Origin of the sequence: Mesorhizobium sp. 113-3-9, from assembly GCF_016756515.1 — a bacterium.
In the GTDB taxonomy this organism is placed as follows: Bacteria; Pseudomonadota; Alphaproteobacteria; order Rhizobiales; family Rhizobiaceae; genus Mesorhizobium.
The window spans coordinates 2,896,043-2,913,119 of sequence record NZ_AP023246.1 but is presented as its reverse complement, the minus strand read 5'-3'; the positions used below and the strand labels follow the sequence as shown (position 1 = coordinate 2,913,119).

General features: G+C 62.3%; 18 protein-coding genes. 7 read left to right on the top strand and 11 right to left on the bottom strand.

From position 1 onward, the window contains the following. Positions 1 to 100: 100 nt before the first annotated feature. The 5 genes from MesoLj_RS14150 to MesoLj_RS14130 all read left to right on the top strand — a co-directional run bounded on the left by MesoLj_RS14150 (position 101) and on the right by MesoLj_RS14130 (position 5,219). On the top strand, positions 101 to 1,597 hold the full coding sequence (locus tag MesoLj_RS14150; protein WP_202326384.1) for a flavin-containing monooxygenase: 1,497 nt from the start codon (positions 101 to 103) through the stop codon (positions 1,595 to 1,597). Positions 1,598 to 1,599: 2 nt separating this feature from the next. Beyond that, positions 1,600 to 2,358, top strand: coding sequence for an SDR family NAD(P)-dependent oxidoreductase (locus MesoLj_RS14145; protein ID WP_202326383.1), 759 nt, complete (start codon positions 1,600 to 1,602; stop codon positions 2,356 to 2,358). Between the two features lie 137 nt (positions 2,359 to 2,495). Continuing rightward, entirely contained in the window at positions 2,496 to 3,206 is a 711-nt protein-coding gene (locus MesoLj_RS14140; protein ID WP_181180024.1) for an SDR family NAD(P)-dependent oxidoreductase, read from the top strand. 22 nt (positions 3,207 to 3,228) lie between these two features. Continuing rightward, on the top strand, positions 3,229 to 3,966 hold the full coding sequence (locus MesoLj_RS14135) for a TetR family transcriptional regulator C-terminal domain-containing protein (RefSeq protein WP_202326382.1): 738 nt from the start codon (positions 3,229 to 3,231) through the stop codon (positions 3,964 to 3,966). Positions 3,967 to 4,013: 47 nt separating this feature from the next. Continuing rightward, on the top strand, positions 4,014 to 5,219 hold the full coding sequence (locus tag MesoLj_RS14130; protein ID WP_202326381.1) for an alpha-hydroxy acid oxidase: 1,206 nt from the start codon (positions 4,014 to 4,016) through the stop codon (positions 5,217 to 5,219). An 89-nt stretch (positions 5,220 to 5,308) separates the two neighbouring features. On the opposite strand, the gene MesoLj_RS14125 is transcribed toward MesoLj_RS14130, so the two are convergent. The 10 genes from MesoLj_RS14125 to MesoLj_RS14080 all read right to left on the bottom strand — a co-directional run bounded on the left by MesoLj_RS14125 (position 5,309) and on the right by MesoLj_RS14080 (position 15,493). After that, the gene (locus tag MesoLj_RS14125; RefSeq protein ID WP_202326380.1) at positions 5,309 to 5,563 is read right to left on the bottom strand and encodes a hypothetical protein; all 255 of its coding nucleotides are present in this window, start codon (positions 5,561 to 5,563) and stop codon (positions 5,309 to 5,311) included. 163 nt (positions 5,564 to 5,726) lie between these two features. After that, positions 5,727 to 6,878: an ABC transporter ATP-binding protein gene (locus MesoLj_RS14120; RefSeq protein ID WP_202327290.1), complete on the bottom strand. Its 1,152-nt coding sequence runs from the start codon at positions 6,876 to 6,878 to the stop codon at positions 5,727 to 5,729. Positions 6,879 to 6,917: 39 nt separating this feature from the next. Continuing rightward, positions 6,918 to 8,321 carry an NAD(P)/FAD-dependent oxidoreductase gene (locus MesoLj_RS14115; RefSeq protein ID WP_202326379.1) on the bottom strand — a complete coding sequence of 468 codons (1,404 nt, stop codon included), beginning with the start codon at positions 8,319 to 8,321 and terminating at the stop codon, positions 6,918 to 6,920. Further along, complete coding sequence (locus MesoLj_RS14110) at positions 8,318 to 9,187, bottom strand: PfkB family carbohydrate kinase (RefSeq protein ID WP_202326378.1); 870 nt, start codon at positions 9,185 to 9,187, stop codon at positions 8,318 to 8,320. Before MesoLj_RS14110 ends, MesoLj_RS14115 begins: the two co-directional genes overlap by 4 nt. Then, positions 9,184 to 10,029 carry a sugar phosphate isomerase/epimerase family protein gene (locus MesoLj_RS14105; RefSeq protein ID WP_202326377.1) on the bottom strand — a complete coding sequence of 282 codons (846 nt, stop codon included), beginning with the start codon at positions 10,027 to 10,029 and terminating at the stop codon, positions 9,184 to 9,186. The genes MesoLj_RS14110 and MesoLj_RS14105 overlap by 4 nt, the downstream gene beginning before the upstream one ends. 4 nt (positions 10,030 to 10,033) lie before the next feature. Then, a complete protein-coding gene (locus MesoLj_RS14100; RefSeq protein ID WP_140774389.1) occupies positions 10,034 to 10,894 on the bottom strand; it encodes a carbohydrate ABC transporter permease in 861 nt (286 codons plus the stop codon). After that, entirely contained in the window at positions 10,891 to 11,856 is a 966-nt protein-coding gene (locus tag MesoLj_RS14095) for a carbohydrate ABC transporter permease (RefSeq protein WP_202326376.1), read from the bottom strand. The genes MesoLj_RS14100 and MesoLj_RS14095 overlap by 4 nt, the downstream gene beginning before the upstream one ends. Before the next feature lie 13 nt (positions 11,857 to 11,869). After that, positions 11,870 to 13,195, bottom strand: coding sequence for an ABC transporter substrate-binding protein (locus MesoLj_RS14090; RefSeq protein WP_202326375.1), 1,326 nt, complete (start codon positions 13,193 to 13,195; stop codon positions 11,870 to 11,872). Between the two features lie 81 nt (positions 13,196 to 13,276). Beyond that, positions 13,277 to 14,290: an SIS domain-containing protein gene (locus MesoLj_RS14085; RefSeq protein WP_202326374.1), complete on the bottom strand. Its 1,014-nt coding sequence runs from the start codon at positions 14,288 to 14,290 to the stop codon at positions 13,277 to 13,279. Between the two features lie 180 nt (positions 14,291 to 14,470). After that, positions 14,471 to 15,493, bottom strand: coding sequence for a LacI family DNA-binding transcriptional regulator (locus tag MesoLj_RS14080; RefSeq protein ID WP_202326373.1), 1,023 nt, complete (start codon positions 15,491 to 15,493; stop codon positions 14,471 to 14,473). Between the two features lie 123 nt (positions 15,494 to 15,616). Between MesoLj_RS14080 and MesoLj_RS36830 the strand changes: the two genes are divergently transcribed. Further along, positions 15,617 to 15,859, top strand: coding sequence for a hypothetical protein (locus MesoLj_RS36830; RefSeq protein ID WP_244735390.1), 243 nt, complete (start codon positions 15,617 to 15,619; stop codon positions 15,857 to 15,859). 237 nt (positions 15,860 to 16,096) lie between these two features. Further along, on the top strand, positions 16,097 to 16,231 hold the full coding sequence (locus MesoLj_RS36825) for a hypothetical protein (RefSeq protein WP_274609157.1): 135 nt from the start codon (positions 16,097 to 16,099) through the stop codon (positions 16,229 to 16,231). A gap of 539 nt (positions 16,232 to 16,770) precedes the next feature. On the opposite strand, the gene MesoLj_RS14070 is transcribed toward MesoLj_RS36825, so the two are convergent. After that, positions 16,771 to 17,055: a DUF982 domain-containing protein gene (locus MesoLj_RS14070; protein WP_202326372.1), complete on the bottom strand. Its 285-nt coding sequence runs from the start codon at positions 17,053 to 17,055 to the stop codon at positions 16,771 to 16,773. Positions 17,056 to 17,077 lie beyond the last annotated feature (22 nt).

Sequence of the window (17,077 nt, the reverse complement as noted above, 5' to 3'; positions counted from 1 at the left end):
AAACATTAGGTAATTTTGTTGTTATTGACTGCCTAAGCAATCGCATATAGATGGCTTCGCATGTTTTGTCACTGGGTGCAAGGCTTGGCGGAGAACTGAGATGGATGATCGCAAAAGCCTGCAGTCGCAGCCTCTTTCCGTCGCGATCGCCGGGGCTGGCGCTGGCGGGTTGTGCATGGCCATTCGGCTGAAGCAGGCCGGCATTCCCTTCATCGTGTTCGAGAAGGCGGATCGCGTCGGCGGCACCTGGCGTGACAACGACTATCCGGGTTCCGGGTGCGATATCGTCTCCCACCTTTACTCGTTCTCGTTCGAGATGAATCCGGACTGGAGCCGCCGCTTTGCCAAGCAGGATGAAATCCAGGCCTACTTCGAACGGATCGTGGAGAAGTACGGCCTTGGTCCGAGCATCCACCTATCGACGGAATTGAGCAGCGCGGAGTTCGACGAGACCGCATCGGTCTGGCGGCTACGCACCGCGGCAGGCGAGGAGTATCAGGCGAACTGCCTCGTGACCGCGACCGGACAGCTCAACCTGCCTGCAACGCCCGCGTTCCCCGGGCTCGAAAGCTTCGGTGGCCCCATCTTCCACTCTGCCCGCTGGGATCACGGGATCGATCTCGAGGGCAAACGGGTCGCCGTCATCGGGTCCGGTGCAAGCGCGATCCAGTTCTTGCCGGAGATCGCGCCGAAGGCGAGCAAGCTGACGCTGTTCCAGCGCTCGCCCAATTGGGTCATCCCCAAGCCGGATCGCGCGATCTCCCCTTTTGAAAAAAGGATGCTGAGGGCGTTCCCCTGGCTGATGAAGGTCCAACGCTTGTTCGACTACTGGTCGATCGAGCAGACGTTTCGTGCCTTCCTGAAGGGCAGCCGGCTTGGTCTGGCATGGCAAAAGCAGAGCCAGCGAAGCCTGGAGGAGGCGGTCAAGGACCCGGAATTGCGCAGCGCGCTGACGCCGGACTACCCCGCCGGCTGCAAGCGCATTCTATTGTCCAACGAGTGGTTCAAGACGCTGGCGCGCCCGAACGTCGAGCTTGTTCGATCAGGCATCGAGGGTCTGGACCAGGCAGGGATCCGCACCGGCGGCGGGCACCGCAATGCCGATGTGATCATCCTTGCCACGGGCTTTGAGACGCAACGCTTCCTCGCGCCCATGACGATCAAGGGGCTTGGCGGCCTCGACCTTCACGAGGCGTGGGCCGGCGGCGCCACGGCGCATCGCGGCATAACGCTGACGGGCTTCCCCAACCTCTTCATGCTCTATGGTCCCAACACCAACCTCGGGCATGGCTCGGCGATCTTCATGCTCGAGTGCCAGGTTCTGTATGTCATGCGCTGCCTGAAAGCGATGCAGGCGCGGCGGACCCGTTTCATGGCCCCGCGCAAGGCAGCAATGGAACGCTTCAACAAGAAGCTTGATGTCGACCTGCAGCGCACGGTTTGGGCCGCGGGCTGCTCGAGCTGGTACAAGGATGCTTCCGGCCGCATCCTCAACAACTGGTCCGGCAGCACGGTGCGCTATTGGTGGGAAACGCTCTGGGTGCGCCCCGACGAATACGACTTCGTTCGTCCCTCTCGTCTGGCGGCGGGAGGTTGAGCATGTACGAGCTGGGCGGCAAAATCGTTCTGGTCACCGGCGGCGCCTCGGGGCTCGGCCGCGCCTGCGTTCAGCGCTTCCGGCAGGAGGGCGCCACGGCGATCGCCGCCGACATCGCGCAATCGGCGGCGGACCGAAGTGGCAGCTCGATCCACCTGGATGTCACGTCAGAAGACAGCTGGCGCGCCGCCATTGTCGAAATCCTCGAGCGTTTCGGGCGCATCGACGTGCTGCTGAACGGGGCCGGCATCGCCTTTGATGGCGACGATGTGCTGAACTGCACCGCGGAAATCTGGCGCAAGACCCTGTCGGTGAATCTGGACGGCACGTTCCTCGGCTGCAAGCTCGTTTCCGCGGCAATGCGGGAAGGCGGCGGCGGGTCGATCATCAACATCGCTTCGGTGAACGGCGCAACCGGCGATGGCGGCATCGTGGCGGAAGGTGTGGCTGCCTATGCCTCGAGCAAGGCAGCCGTGCGTATGCTGTCGAAGTCGGCGGCACTCGATCTCGCCGCGCGCAAGACGAATGTGCGGTGCAACGTGATCCTGCCAGGATACTTCGCCACCCCCATGGTGCTCGATTACCTGGCAAGCCATCCCGATGGCGATGCGGCACGGGCGCGGATCATTGACGCTCACCCGATGGGCCGCCTGGGACAACCGGAAGAGCTGGCGGGGATTGTAATGTACCTCGCTTCCGACAGGTCCGCCGCTGTCACCGGCGGCGAATTCGTGGTGGACGGAGGCTATCTCGCGCGCTGATGCTCCCATCTCCAGCCCTTGCAGTGCCTGCGCGTCACGCCGTCCACTCCCCGCCCCTTCGAACAACAGAGGATCGCAGCATGACATCCGGACCTTGGCCTTCCAACCAAGAAGGTTTTACCGGCAAGGTCGCCATTGTGACCGGCGGCGTCTCGGGCATCGGCCTGGCAACGGTGACGCGGCTGCTGCATCTCGGCGCGACCGTGGTGGCAACCGACATCGCGCCAAGGCCGGATGGCTTTCCCAAAAGCGAGAACGCGCGCTATGTACGGCACGATGTCACGGATCGTGCCTCCTGGAAGAATGCCGTCGATCGAGTGGTCGACGAGTTCGGCCGGATCGACATCCTGGTCAATTGCGCGGGCATCCTGCGGGAAGGCACCCTTGAATCCACCACCCTCAAAGAATGGCGGCAGGTAATGGCCGTGAACGTGGAGGGCACCTTCTGCGGCGTTCAAGCGGTGATCCCGCACATGCCGGCGAGCGGCGGGGCGATCGTAAACCTCGCTTCCGTGTCGGGCAGCCGCGCCGATGCGAAGCTCGTTGCCTACACGACCAGCAAGAGCGCCGTGGTAAACCTGACGCGCGAAATAGCGCTGGATTGCGCCCGCCGCGGCACCAACATCCGCTGCAACAGCGTCAGCCCCGGCGTGGTCGATACCACCATGATCGAGAACTTCTTCGACGCCAGCGTGGATGTCACGCTTCCCGAATGGCTCGATACGCAGCCTTTGCGGCGTTCCATCGCGCCGGCCGAAATTGCCGACATCATCGTTTTTCTGGCAGGGTCGGACTCCACCTTCGTGACCGGCGCCGATTTTCCTATTGATTGCGGTGCCACCGCTTGACCCGCATAACTTCGAGGGGCTGATGCCGCGCGTACCCAAGACCGAAGCCAAGCCTGCTCGCCCGCTGCTGCGGCGCCGGAAAACAGCCGAGGATTCCCGCGAGGAGCTGATCGAAGCGGCCATCGAGGTGATCGGCCGCAAGGGGCTCTCGCGCACGACGCTGGCCGATGTCGCGACCAAAGCGGGCATCGGCTATGGCAACGTTACCTTCCGCTTCAAGACCAAGGCAGCTTTGCTGCTGGCCGCGCTGGAGAAGGTTTCGGGTGAATACATGAACTGCCGCGAGGAGGCCGCGGTTGCCGTGGCCGATGGGACAGCCGCCCAGCGGATCGATGCGATGATCGTGGCAAGCTTCAGCCGGCGCGTGACCAGCCAGAAGAAGATCGCGCTGTGGCACGCTTTCTTGTCGGAACGGCACATCCATTCCGACTATCGCAAGCTCTTTGCCGAACTGCGCGAGCGCGAATACAGCCTGACCAAGGCGATCTTCGAGGAGATCGTCGCGGCCGAGCCGAACAAGCGTGCCGACGCCCATCTCGCCGCGGTCGGCTTGAACTCGCTGATCGAAGGGCTCTGGTTCAACATGCGCTCGGTACCCAATCCGCTGAAACCGGGCGAGGCGCAGCACATCGCTCGTGTCTTCCTGGGCTCGCTGTTCCCGGTGGCGTTCGGCGACATTCTGGCGCAATCGCACCAGCGGGAAGCGGCGTCTGCTCCGGAAGGCGACGAGGAGCCCGAGCCCGCGATGCTGCACGACTGACTGGCGGCTGCGATGAACAACCTGGATGCTGGTTTGGTGAGGGTGCTTTGAGGCGGGTCATCTCGATTTCGGATCTGCGCGAGCATGCCAGGAGGCGGCTGCCGAAGATCCTGTTCGACTGGATCGATGGCGGCGCGGGCGACGAGCGTGGCCTGCGCGAGAACGAAGCCGCATTTGATGCATATCGCTTTCTGCCGCGTTACATGCTGGACGTGTCGCAGCGAACGCAGCGCAAGGCGCTGTTCGGCAAGACTTATGCGTCACCCTTCGGCATTGCGCCAACCGGCTATGCCGGACTGTTCCGACCAGGAGCGGACCTGATGCTCGCACAGGCGGCAGAACAGGCCGGCATTCCCTTCATCATGTCTGGCACCAGCGTCTCTTCCATCGAAGATGCGGCCAAACTCGCTCCGAACAGCTTTTGGTACCAGCTCTACGCCGCGGCCGACGTCGAAATCACCAGGCACCTGATCGGCCGCGCTGAGCGGGCAGGCTGTCAAGTCCTGGTGGTCACCATCGACATCCCGATCGCCGGCAAGCGAGAGCGCGACCAGCGCAATGGCTTTGAGTTCCCGCTCAGGATGACGCCGCGGCTTGCCTGGGACGGCCTTTGTCATCCCGCGTGGACGCTTGCTTACCTGCGCACCGGCGGTTTGCCCGTCATGCAGAACTGGGCGCTCTACGCGCCCCCGGGATCAAGCGCAATTGAGGTGGCAGAGTTTGCCAACACCCATGCTTACTGCGTTCAGACCTGGGAGCACTTGAAGCTCTTCCGTGACCTCTGGCCCGGCAAGCTCGTGGTAAAGGGTGTGATGCACCCGCACGACGCCACGATGGCCATGCGGCTGGGGGCCGACGGCATCTACGTCTCCAACCATGGCGGGCGGCAGTACGACCGATCGGTTGCCGCGCCCTCGGTACTGCCGATCCTGCGCGAGATTGTTGGCCCGGACATGCCGCTGATGATGGACGGAGGTGTGCGTCGCGGCTCGGACATCTTCGCCGCGCTTTGCCTAGGCGCCGACTTTGTATTCGCCGGCCGGCCAACTCTCTACGGTGTCACGGCACACGGTTCCTGGGGAGCCGAACAGGCGATCACGATCCTGCGTGACGAACTCGGCAATCTCATGGGACAAATAGGCTGCCTTGACCTGGAGCAAGGCAATCTGGGGCTGTTCCTGGTTTCCATGGTGAAAGCCCAGGCTCAACTTGCCAGTGCAATGTCCCCAGAGATGCGCCAAGAAGGGGTTTAACTCTGTCGACGGTGCCGGGAATGACCGCCTTCGAGATGAGCTGTATGGACCTTGCGCAGCGACAATGCGGCGCGAAGATGTCGTTCGCGTCACCGCAAGCCTTCTGAGTGGGGCGAAAGGCGCCAGCGCCCTGCCGACTCGAACCCCAGAACGAAAACTTCGATCAAGTTGCACCACTGCGGATCGAGACATCCAGCGTCGTCATGTTGCACGCGCAATGCGGCCGGCACGAGTTCAATATACCTTGTGCAGCGCTGAAGCTTCTTCAAATGCACCGCCATGCAAAACGTAACTGGTGAATTGACGGCATTGCAATTGCCACGCGTCATCGTGATGTCGAACACTTGAACATGTCTTTGGAGTGGATATTCGCATCGAGCCGTGGCGAACAAACAGAAGGGCTGGCATAACCAGGACATCGCCGTTTTTGATCTGGCGTTGGATATGGACCGCCAGGCGCTCACGGCTGAATTTATCGATCACGTCTGCATGTGGAGAGTCTTGCGGTCATGGGCGCGATCCGCTGTTATGACTAGCGTCGGTTGAACTGTCGCGCCGGCTCACAACCGGAATGGCGTTTCCTGCGGCGTCGAAAACATGGATATCCCGTCGCCGCGCGGTGAAATCGACGCTCTGCGAGCGTGCAATGGAACTCTCCCCATCCACCTTGACCAGGAACTTCTCGCTGACGCCGGGCAGATCCACATAGAGGATCTGCACCTCGCCGAGGTGCTCGACGAGATCGACGGTTCCGGTAAATGCCGGCTCGGCCCCTTTTCCCTCGGCGATCCGCAGGTTTTCCGGGCGGATGCCGATGCTGACGGCCTCACCTTTCGAAAGCCTGCCGGGTTCCGCCGCCAGTTCGAGGGTGACGCCGCAATCGAGCCGGCAACGCGCCGACGTCCCGGTGCGGTGGACGACCGTTCCCTTCAGGATGTTCATCGCCGGCGAACCGATGAACTGGGCGACGAAGAGGTTCGCCGGCTTCCGGTATAGTTCGGTCGGCGTGCCCAGCTGCTCGATGCCACCGTCCTTGAACACGACGATCCGGTCCGCCAGCGTCATCGCCTCGACTTGGTCGTGGGTGACGTAGATCATTGTCACGTCGGGCATGCTCCGCTTCAGCTTGGCAATCTCGATGCGGGTGGCGACGCGCAGTGAGGCATCGAGGTTGGAGAGCGGCTCGTCGAACAGGAAGACACGCGGATTGCGCACGATGGCGCGGCCGATCGCCACGCGCTGCCGCTGTCCGCCGGAGAGCGCCCTAGGCTGGCGTTGCAGGTATTTGTCGAGCTGGAGGATTTCGGCCGCCTTGCGCACCCGCTCATCGATCTCGGCCTTCGACATCCCGGCGATGCGCAGCCCGAACGCCATGTTCTCGTAGACCGTCATATGCGGGTAGAGCGCATAAGACTGGAACACCATCGAGATGCCACGCTTCGAGGGCGCGACGGCATTGATCCGCTCGCCGTCGATGACGAGGTCGCCGGAGGTGATCTTCTCGAGGCCGGCGATCGAGCGCAGCAACGTGGACTTCCCACAGCCCGACGGACCGACGAAGACGATGAATTCACCCGACTTTATCTCAAGGTCGATGCCGTGCAGGACTTCCAGGTCACCATAAACCTTGCGAATGTTTCTCAGCGACAAATCGGCCATCATTCCCATTCCATTGGTTGATTTCAGAGGCATGCGCCGTCAGGGAGCGAGCCCGGCCAGGAATCGCGTCACTGCATCCGGCCGCCTGTTGAGGATTTCGAGATCGTTCTTTCGCCGGATGGCGTGACGCACGACCCGCGCGCCGAGATAGCGCAGGGGCTCGGGCGGAAGCCGGGTGCGCTTGCCGATGCCGACCAGCCCGCACCGGCTCCACGCGTCGTCACGCCCGAGGACGAGGCTTGCCATGATGCGGCCGGCGACGGGCGTCTGCGCGATGCCCGTGCCGTTGAAACCCATCGCGTAGAAGATGTTCGCGTGGTCCTTCAAATGCCCGAAGACTGGCAGGTGCTCTGCCGTGCAGTCGATCGGGCCGCTCCAGTCGCAGAGCACCGGCACGTCCTTGAATTGCGGATAGACCCGGTGCAGCTCCCGGATGTTTTCCGCTCCTCCGTCGCTGCCACGGTTGAACCGGTCATCGATGCGGTCGTCATAGGCGATGCCGCCCGTGCCGCGCCCGAAGATGACGGCACCTTCCGGCGTGCGCTGGTAATAGAGCACATGGTGCTGGGCGTCGCAGATCGAGGCGCCGTCGGTCCAGCCGATCCGCTCGAGAATGTCCGGCACGGGCGCGGTAGCGATGACCTGGCTGCTCACCACGTAGAGATAGGGATGCAGCTCCGGAATGGCCGAAAGCCAGGCATTGGCTGCGAGCACGACCTTGCCGGCGGAAAGCACGCCGCCGGCCGAGCGCAGTCGTGGCCGCGGACCGAGCGAGATGTCGACGACCGGGCTTCGCTCGTGGATAACCACGCCCCTTTCAAGGGCAAGTCGGCGCAGGCCGATGGCGAGTTTCGCGGGCTGCACGGTCCCCGCCCTCTCCTCGACGATGCCGACATAGGAGGCATCCGAGCCGGTGCGGCGCAGGATGTCGGCACGCTGAAGCGGATGGAAGCGCTGTTCGCCAAGCGCGAGGCAGAGGTCGCGGGCCGCGGCCCAGGCTCCTTCCTGCGCGGTCGAACTTGCCGTCCATAGCCAGCCGTCGAGCCTGAGGCCCATCTCAATGGTGCCGGAGGTTTGGAGGCCGTTCAGCTCCTCGATGGCGTCGGCGGTCGACCGGCACAGCATCAGCGCATCGTCCTCGCCGACAAGCGCGCGCAGCATATCGATCTCGGCGAACCAGCTATGAACCTGCCCGCCATTGCGGCCCGACGCGCCGGAGCCGCAGAAATCGGCTTCGAGCACGGTGACGCGCGTTTCAGGCGCCTGCTCCTTGATACGCAGGGCCGTCCACAGGCCGGCATAGCCGCCGCCGACGATCGCCACGTCGCAGTCCGCCGCGCCCTGCAAGGGCGGGGTGGCGGCGTCGGCCTCTATGCTGCGCAGCCAGTAGGAGCGATCGGCCTTCGCCGCCGCGACCGGTGGCCGCATCGTGATGGTGTTCATGCTCCAGTCCTCTGTGTGCCGCGGATGACATCGTCATACTTGGCGAGCAGCCATTGCGGGATCGCCCGGATGGGCTGCGGGAAGCCGCCTAGATGGGTGCAGGTTTCCGATGCCCTTTCGGCGGCGAGCCCAAGAGCGTCCCTGCCCGAACGCTCCTCGAAGAAGCGCGACGTGATGAAGGTCGCGATGAAGCTGTCCCCCGCGCCGCAGGTGTCGACGACGGCGACCGGCACCGAACGCGCCTCGGTGACGCTGCCACCATCATCGTAGAAGGAGCCGCGCTTGCCGCAGGTGATCACGATCCGGCGCGCGCCCGCGGCCCTGAACCGCGCGATCAGCGGTTCCACGGCCTCGGCCGGATCGTCCGGGCCTGAGGCGAAGACCAGCGGCACGCCTTCCAGCGAAAGGTCGAAATGCCGGGTGGAAACATCGATGCTGAAGGGCATGCCATCCGCGACGAGCCTGCGGACCAGCTTTTCGCTGGAGTTCGTCCCAAGATGCACCCAATCGGCCTGCCGCAGCATCTCGTAGCGTCCGGCGCTCGGAACGTAATCCTCTCCCACGCCGAGCGATTCGAGAACGAAGCGCCGTTCGCCGGCATCGTCCGTGAGCAGCGTTACGGCGGAAGAGCCGGGGCGTATTTCGACATCGCTCTGGTCGAGCCCCACCTCCCCGATGGCCTCGAGCATGATGTCCGCTTCCGTATCCTGCCCCAGCGCCCCGAAATAACGGGCGTTCAGCCCGTGCCGCCGCCATTGCACGGCGACATTGAGCGCGTTGCCGCCCACCGTGACGAAACCCTTGGTCAGGTAGGCGTCGAGACAATTGTCGCCGACGGCGATCAGCTTGGGATTGGCCTTCGTCATTCTTCGTCAGTCCGATCGAGATGAGGTGCGATCGCATCCAGGCATCGCCGCCAGGCGGAAACGGGATCGAGCGCATAGGATCCGTTGCCGAAGGGCTCGAAGGTCAGCGTGCCGGCAAACCCTTGCGCGCGAAGCTGGCCGAGATGGTGGTCGAGCGGCAGGCTGCCGTCGCCCCAGGCGAGATGCCCCGCCGGCGTCCCGTCGACGACATGGACATGCGCGACGCGCTTTCCGAAGCGCTCGAAATAGCCGCCGACACTGTCCCCCGCGGTCGCCATGGCAACAAGATCAAGCACAACGTCGACATCGTCGCCGTCGAGCGCACGCCAGAGGGTGTGAAGCTCATCCGCATTGGTGACGATGTTGCTTTCAAGGCGCTGAAGCGGCTCCAGCAGGCAGGAAACGCCGAGCGACCTCGCACGCGCCGCGATCCGGTTGATCGACGCGACCGAATGCTCCCAGGCGGTTTGCCTGCTTTCGCATTCGAAACCGCGGCCCGGCGTCAGGAAGAGATAGGTCGCGCCGAGTTCCGCGCTGATGTCGGCCGCGCGCATGAAGCGCTCGACGCTGGCCTCCCGATAGGCGCCGTCGCCGGAAGCGATGTTGATCGGATAGAGAACCTGCTCCGGCGTGAAGCAACGGACGGTCAAGCCGTTGTCGGCGAGGATCGACTTTACCTCGGCGAGCCGCGCGCGGTTGCCGTGGAAGAGGTCGAGATGCGGGGCGATGCCCCAGAATTCCATCCGGTCGAAGCCCATCGCGCTGAGCTTTTCGGCGGTCCAGCGGAAGGGGTGGTGCTGAAAGGAGAAATTCGCACCGATAAGCTGTTTGCGTTTCAACATTGCCCTATTTCCCGATGCCTTCGGCAAGCCCGCGGATGAAGAAACGCTGAGCGGCGAAGAAAATCATGACGATAGGAAGCGCCGAGAGCGTCATGGCGGCGAAGACGACGGCATAGTTCGTGCCGTGCTTGGCCATGATGGACGTCAGGCCGACGGGCAGTGTCTGAAGGTCCGCGCCGCTGGTGAAGATCATCGCGAAGAGATACTCGTTCCAGGCGAAGAGCACGTGCAGGATGACACAGGACACCAGGATCGGCTTGCACAGCGGCAGCGTCACCTTCCAGAAGATCTGGCCTTCGCTGGCGCCATCCATGATGGCAGCCTCGTCGAGGTCGCGCGGCAGGCCAAGCATGTAGGCGCGGATCAGGAAGGTCGTGAAGGGGATGCGGAAGGCGGTGTAGAGGATGATCAGCGCCCAGTAGGTATTGTAGAGGCCGAGGTCCTGCATCATGCGCACCAGCGGGATGACGGCGACCGTCGGGCTCAGCATCAGGCCGCCAAGCACGATGCCGACGAAGAACGGCTTGCCCGGGAGCTTCGAGCGGGTCAGGCCGTAGGCGGTCCAGGCACTGACCAGCACGGTGCAGAAGGCCGATCCGATCGTGACGATGACGCTTGTCGCGATATAGTTGCGAATGCCCTGATTCCAGGCGGCGATGTAGTTCGTGATGTTGAAGCCGCTTGGCAGCGCGAACGGATTGCCGAAGATCTCCGCGTTGGTCTTGAAGCCGTTCAGGGCCATCCAGAACAGCGGATAGAGCACGACGATGCCTAGGCTGGTAAGGAAGGTGACGAGGCAGACCTTCGCCAGCACGGCGACGAAGTCCGTGCGCTCCATCTGGCGCGGCTGATAGGAGTGGCTCACAGCTCGACCCTCCGCCTTTTCGTGTACCAGAGCTGTGCAAAGCCGGTCATGAGCGTGATGACGAAGATGACCGATGCGATCGCCGCGCCGTAGCCGAAGTCGTTCTCGATGAAACCCTGCTGATAGAGCCATGTGCCGAGCACCTGGCTGCTGTTGTTGGGCCCGCCACCGGTCATCACCATGACCTCGTTGAAGACCTGGAACGCGCCGGTGATGGTGATGATCACCATCAGGCCCGTCATCTCCCGGGTCAGGGGAAAGGTGATGCTCCACAGGCGTCGCCAGGTTCCCGCCCCGTCGATGGTCGCCGCGTCGTAGAGGTCGCGCGGGATCTTCTGGATGGCGATGGCGAACAGCAGCGTCGAATAGCCGAAGCCCTGCCATTGGCTCATGGCTATGATGGCATAGATGGCCGTCCCTTCCTCGCCGAGCCAGGCACGCGACCATCCTGCAAGGCCGACCTGCGTCAGCGCCGAATCCAGAAGGCCTATGTCGGGCTGATAGATGAAGTAGAAGAGAAGGCCGGTCACGGTGATCGAGATGGCCGACGGCACGAAATAGACGGCGCGCCAGAAGCGCCGCCATCTCTCCTCGGCGAGCCCTTCGATCAACGCCGCCAGCACGAAGGCGCCGAAGACCTGGAAGACGACCGAGATGACGGCATAGAGCGTGTTGTTGACGATCGAGATCCAGACCACCGGATCGGCTTGCAGGCGGCGATAGTTTTCCAGTCCGACGAAAGCGGTTTCGCCGGTGAAGATGTCCTGGTTCTTCGTGCTGACGACAAAGTTGTCGATGATGGGATAGTAGACGAACCAGAGGATCAGCACGAAGGCGGCGAGGATCCAGCGGAACGACCAAACGGCGGCCAGAGGGCCGAGCCAGTCCCTCTCGGACCGGCTCGGCCCGGCAATGCCGATTTTGACGGCTTCACCCTTGTGCCCAGGCTGCATGGCGGTCATCGCTGGCCAAATCCTACTTCGACGGAGCTGCCGCTTCCTTCACCCGTTCCATGACCTGTTCCGGAGTCATCGAGCCGCCGATCAGCGCCTGCAGGCCGGACAGCCAGGCAGCCGCCACGCGCGGCGGGTTCGCGGTATCGAGCCAGGGCATGAGATAGGAGGAATCCGCGATCACCTTCAGGCCGTCGACAACGGTCGGGTTCATGGTCTCCGCCGAATAGCCGCCGACCGTTGCGCTCGGCTGGCCGTAAGGCGTTGCCGACAGGACCTTACCGTTTTCGGCCGAGGTGACGAAGCGCATGAAATCGATCGCGAGAGGGACGTTCTTCGAGGCCGCGTTGATCATGTAGCCCTCCGGCGCGCCTTCGATGGCTTTTACGTCGCCCTTGGCGTCCTTCGGGACCGGCAGCTTGAAGAAACCGAAATCCTCGCGCTTGAGCGCGCCGTCGGCCGTCGACTGATCGAACTCGATGATCTCCTGATAGTACATCGCGGACTTGCCGTTGCTGAACTGCTGCAAGGCCGAGGCATACGAGGAACCGTTCGTGCCCGATCCGTCCGAGCACTCGTCGATCAGCTGTTTGTACTGCTTCAGGCTCTCGACATAGCCCGGATCGGTATATTCGGCGGTGGCCGGAACGAAGTCCTTCTCGAGGGTCGCCTGGGGCACATTATAGGCAAGGAGTTGCCCCGCATAATGGACGCCCGGCCAACCTTCCTTATTGCCGAAGGAGATCGGCGTGACGCCGGCCTTCTTGAGGGCCGCGCAGGCACTCAGCATGTCGTCGAAGGTCTTGGGCTCGGCAATGCCGGCCTTTTGGAACAGGCTCTTGTTGTAGCCCATGAACTTGGCGTCCAGATAAAGCGGAATGCCGTAGAGCTTGCCATTGTACTGGAAGGCGGAGACGGCAGCGGTCGCGAGCGTCTTGCCCCATTCCGTGTTCGGCCCGATGACGGGGGTCAGATCGACGGCGCGGTTGCCGCGCACGAAGTTCTCGCCCCAGCTGCCTGTCCAGGTGAAGTAGACGTCCGGCAGCGAATTGGAGGCGACCAGCGCCTTGGTCTTGCCCTTTACGCTGTCGTCGCTCTCCTGGATAAGCTCGACCTTCACCCCGGGATGAAGCGCTTCATATTTCTTGGCGGCGTCGACGAAAAAGGGAGAAAGCTGCTGCAGGCCGAATTTCGTCAGGACGCTGACCGTGCCCGAGTAGTCGACCTTCGCATTGGGATCGGCAACGACCGCGTCGGCAGCGGATGCGGCACTGACGCCGCCGATGACGAAGGCGGCGGCAACGATGGCCGCGAGGCTGGGCGTGCTCAAGAAAATATTGGCTTTCATTTCGCAGTTCCTCTCTGTTGTTTTGTCTCGTAAGGCATGCAGGCAGGCGTGCGGTCCGGCGGCGACGCCGGACCGCAAAGCTCAATATTCGACGCGCTTGTAATAGCGGCGCGTGGTCAGCGGATGGTCGCGCAGCACCTCCAGATGCGCGCTGAGGCGCTCCAGCATGGTTGCGAGGACGATCGGCGAGATGAGGCCGCGCGTTTTGGCCGAGATACCCGGCAGGGTGGCGGAAGCCGCATCGAGGACGCGCACCTTGTTTGTGTAGCGCTTGGCGAAGTTCTCCACCCGGTCGGTCAGCGGACGGAACGCGTCCTCGCCCTTGAAGATGAACAGGCTGACGCCCGGCTCCACCAGTTCGAGCGTGCCGTGGAAGAAGTCGGATGCCTGCACCGGGCGGGTGCGGATCCACTGCATCTCCTCGAGGATGCACATGCCGTAATAGTGCGCTTCCGGCCAGACGGAGCCGGCGCCGGTGAAGATATGGTAGGTTTCGTCCTTGATCTCCCTTGCGAGGGCGGCGGCTTCGGCCTCGTAGCCTTCCTTCACCGAAACCAGCAGCTTCGGCAGCAGCGCCAGCTCGGCCACGGTCGCGTCGAAATCGGCAAATTCGCCGCGCTCGGCCAAGAGGGCCAGCACGATGAGAAGGGTCTGGAGGTAGAAGGATTCCGAAGAGGTGTCGTCCTCGGCAAAGTTGGTGAAGTTGTAGTCGGCGTCGCGGCCGAGCGGGGTATCCTTGTGGCCGGTGAGCGACAACGTCTTGACGCCGCGCTCCTTCAGGAAGGCGAGAAGCTGCACGCTTTCCTTGGTGGTGCCGGACAGTGAGGGCAGAACGACCAGCGCCTTCCCGTCGAGGCCCGCCGGCGGCTCCAGCACGACCTGCGCGGAATAGGCCGCGGAAACCGGAAAGAGCGTCGTGTTGCGCGCAAGCTCGATGGCCGGCTGGGTCAGAAACTGCACACCGCCGGTTCCCATGAAGAAGATGCGTTCCAGACCGCCGTCCAGCAGATCGCGCATCAGGACACGCATGTCCTTGGCGATTGCAACCGCGCCGCTTTGGATCTTCACAAAGCGATCCCTATCGAAATTGAGCATTTGAAACTTCCCGTTTTGCGTTCCGCACTTGCCCCCGAACCACGCGGGCGTCCTCACTCAATGATCTTGAGACTATGACCTTGAGAATGTGTGTGAGATCGATCTCACACACATTTAGCGCACGAGAATTCCATATTGGCAAGTAGGCTTTCAAAAAAATAGGACAGGCGTTTTCGAGGTTCAGCCGCCGCGCCGACTGACCGAACCACGAATGATCAGCTTGGTTTCGAACCGGACTTTTCGCGGTGGATCAGTTTTCCCGGCAAGCCGATCGAACAGGAGCCGGGCCGCCGCGCGTCCTATTTCCGAGACCGGCTGCGAGACGACGGTGATCTGCGGATCGGTGAATGTCGCCAGGTTGAAATCGTCGAATCCGATCAGCGAAACGTCATGGGGAATGGAAATCCCCATCGAACGAAAGGCAAGAAGCGCGCCCTGCGTCATGAGGCTGTCGACCGTGAAAAGCGCCGTCGGTGGAGTCTTCTGGCTGAACAAACGTATCGTTGCGTCGACAGCATGCTCGACCGTCGATTGCGAGACCGCGATCATCCGTTCGTCGGACCCGATGCCGCCGGCCGCAAGCGCCGTCTGGTAGCCGGTCATGCGCTCGCGGGAGGTGAAGATGCGCATGTCGTCCTGCAGCAGCCCAATACGGCGGTGGCCCATGGCGATCAGATATTCGACCGCTTTGCGCGCTCCTCCCTCATTGTCGACCACGACACTGTCGCAGTCGACGCCCTCGGCGACACGGTCGATCAGGATCAGTGGCACGTTTTCCGCGATCAGGCCTTGCAGATGCGCATTGTTCTCGGCTGATGTCGGTGCAACGATGAAGCCTCGGATAGAAAGCGACTGGAGACTCGCCAAGAGCGAGATCTCTTGATCCAGTTCCTCCTCGCTGCTGCCGATGACGAGATTATGCCCCCATTCGCGGGCAAGCACTTCGATGTCATGGGCTATGCGCGCGAAGAACGGGTTCTGGATGTCGCCGAGAATGCAGCCGACAATCGGCAGCTGCCCATTGCGCAATGCCTGCGCCAGGCGATTGCCTCGATAGCCGAGCTTTCCCGCCGCCGCCTGCACCTTCTTGGCAGTCTCGTCGCCAACATAGCCATAGCTGTTCAGGGCGCGGGCCGCGGTTGCGCGCGATACATGCGCAAGTGCCGCCACATCCTTCAAAGTTGCCGGTTTGCTCCGCGCCATGCGACCCTTCGATTCTTCGGGCAGGACCCTTCCTGCGGTCGCTGTTGTAGCTTCGGGTCTCCGGCTAGCAAAGGCCCCTGTCGCGATGGAAAAGGCCCCAGCCTACTTCGCGAGGCAAGTGACATGAGGTTCTCTTTCATCGCGAGGCACCGGAGCAAAGAGAAGTACGAGGAACGGCATACAATCGGTACGCCCGCTCGGACCTGCTATGCCCTTGGCTTCTGGCTCGGCAATCGCCGCGGCGACATCGCCAACCTTGAGTGGGATGATCTCGTCACGGAGGAGATCGAATTGTTCGACGGCTCGCTCGAATTGGAAGAACCGAAATCGCCATGGCGGAAGGGAGATGTTCATACCGGTCGTTGACAAGTTGGCGACAACTTAGGAACCGCTTGACCGGTCGAAGGGTGGCACTGTCCTCAAGACCGCGTATGGGAAGCCGTTCTCGGAAATAAGCCTGACAGGCATGATGCAACACTGGACGCGGCAAGCGGATATCGCCGAAGGATATATGCTGCATGGGCTACGCCGCACCTTCGGAACTTATCGGCAGAATGCAACATCCAAGCGCGCGCCATCATGGACGCCATGGGTCATTCCTCAATGACGGTGACCGACGACTACGTGCGCGACGCTAACAAGAAGCGGATCGCCGTCGATATCGCGAGAGCCGTCAACCTGCGTGAGGAAAAGCGCGATCAGATGAAGCGGCGGACGAGTTTGCGGATCGTAAGGTGATAAAGGAATCGCGGAATGGCTAAGAGAGGCGCCTTTGATCATTTTCAGGCAGTTCGCCCCGCCCGTGGGCAAGGTGTGGAGCAAGCCGTGGGCAAAGCCACATTTTTGCCAATAAAATCAATGGTTATGGTGGGCCCGGAGGGTCGCCGTTTTCTACAGGAAATCAGTACGTTGGCGGCTGGTTCGCCAATCCGTTTCCTTCGTATTCTCTCGTATGGTCTGGCGAACCTCAAGATCAGGGCGATGAGTAGCTTTCAATGCAATCGGTGTTCTGTCCTATCCTACGAAGGTCGATGAGCACATATTGATCGAGGGGGTGAGCGCGACCGGTTTGGGGTTCGTCAACCGACTGACCAACGTCTCGGCGTAAGATGGCATTTTCCGCCTCAACTATTTTCACAACGTTGGATCCGTGCATTCATCCGGGCCGTTGCACACCAAAGCTGCCGGCGACAATCGACCTGTCCTCAGTACGCCGATCATTCGCCGGCGCAGTGTGGGCGGCAGCACATGACCGCCGCCCCAGAGGCGCTTAGAGATCAAACATGCGATGGCCATCCGGTGGGTGCCGGCATCGGCATCATTCCGTCTTCGACCAGGATGTCCTTCCTCCTGGCGAACTGAACTAAAATGCCTCGCGCAGTCTCGGCGTCGATCTCACCAGCCAATGCAGCTTTGCAGGCGCGGATCGCAGCCTTCTGTTCCGGACTATTCCCACACCAGTCCATGACGAACTGGTAGGCATCCACCACAGAATTCAACTGTCGAGGGAAGCCAAGCCCGACCCATACGCGGACTGGCTTTTCGAAAGGTTGGGAAAGCATCGTTTTCCTCCTCTCGTAGCGA

Excerpts from the sequence above, each read along its gene's own strand:
- MesoLj_RS14135 (WP_202326382.1), top strand. The coding sequence starts at position 3,229 with ATGCCGCGCGTACCCAAGACCGAAGCCAAGCCTGCTCGCCCGCTGCTG.
- MesoLj_RS14120 (WP_202327290.1), bottom strand. The coding sequence starts at position 6,878 with ATGGCCGATTTGTCGCTGAGAAACATTCGCAAGGTTTATGGTGACCTG.
- MesoLj_RS14110 (WP_202326378.1), bottom strand. The coding sequence starts at position 9,187 with ATGACGAAGGCCAATCCCAAGCTGATCGCCGTCGGCGACAATTGTCTC.
- MesoLj_RS14085 (WP_202326374.1), bottom strand. The coding sequence starts at position 14,290 with ATGCTCAATTTCGATAGGGATCGCTTTGTGAAGATCCAAAGCGGCGCG.
- MesoLj_RS14090 (WP_202326375.1), bottom strand. The coding sequence starts at position 13,195 with ATGAAAGCCAATATTTTCTTGAGCACGCCCAGCCTCGCGGCCATCGTT.
- MesoLj_RS14070 (WP_202326372.1), bottom strand. The coding sequence starts at position 17,055 with ATGCTTTCCCAACCTTTCGAAAAGCCAGTCCGCGTATGGGTCGGGCTT.
- MesoLj_RS14105 (WP_202326377.1), bottom strand. The coding sequence starts at position 10,029 with ATGTTGAAACGCAAACAGCTTATCGGTGCGAATTTCTCCTTTCAGCAC.
- MesoLj_RS36825 (WP_274609157.1), top strand. The coding sequence starts at position 16,097 with ATGACGGTGACCGACGACTACGTGCGCGACGCTAACAAGAAGCGGATC.
- MesoLj_RS14115 (WP_202326379.1), bottom strand. The coding sequence starts at position 8,321 with ATGAACACCATCACGATGCGGCCACCGGTCGCGGCGGCGAAGGCCGAT.
- MesoLj_RS14080 (WP_202326373.1), bottom strand. The coding sequence starts at position 15,493 with ATGGCGCGGAGCAAACCGGCAACTTTGAAGGATGTGGCGGCACTTGCG.
- MesoLj_RS14095 (WP_202326376.1), bottom strand. The coding sequence starts at position 11,856 with ATGACCGCCATGCAGCCTGGGCACAAGGGTGAAGCCGTCAAAATCGGC.
- MesoLj_RS36830 (WP_244735390.1), top strand. The coding sequence starts at position 15,617 with ATGAGGTTCTCTTTCATCGCGAGGCACCGGAGCAAAGAGAAGTACGAG.
- MesoLj_RS14145 (WP_202326383.1), top strand. The coding sequence starts at position 1,600 with ATGTACGAGCTGGGCGGCAAAATCGTTCTGGTCACCGGCGGCGCCTCG.
- MesoLj_RS14150 (WP_202326384.1), top strand. The coding sequence starts at position 101 with ATGGATGATCGCAAAAGCCTGCAGTCGCAGCCTCTTTCCGTCGCGATC.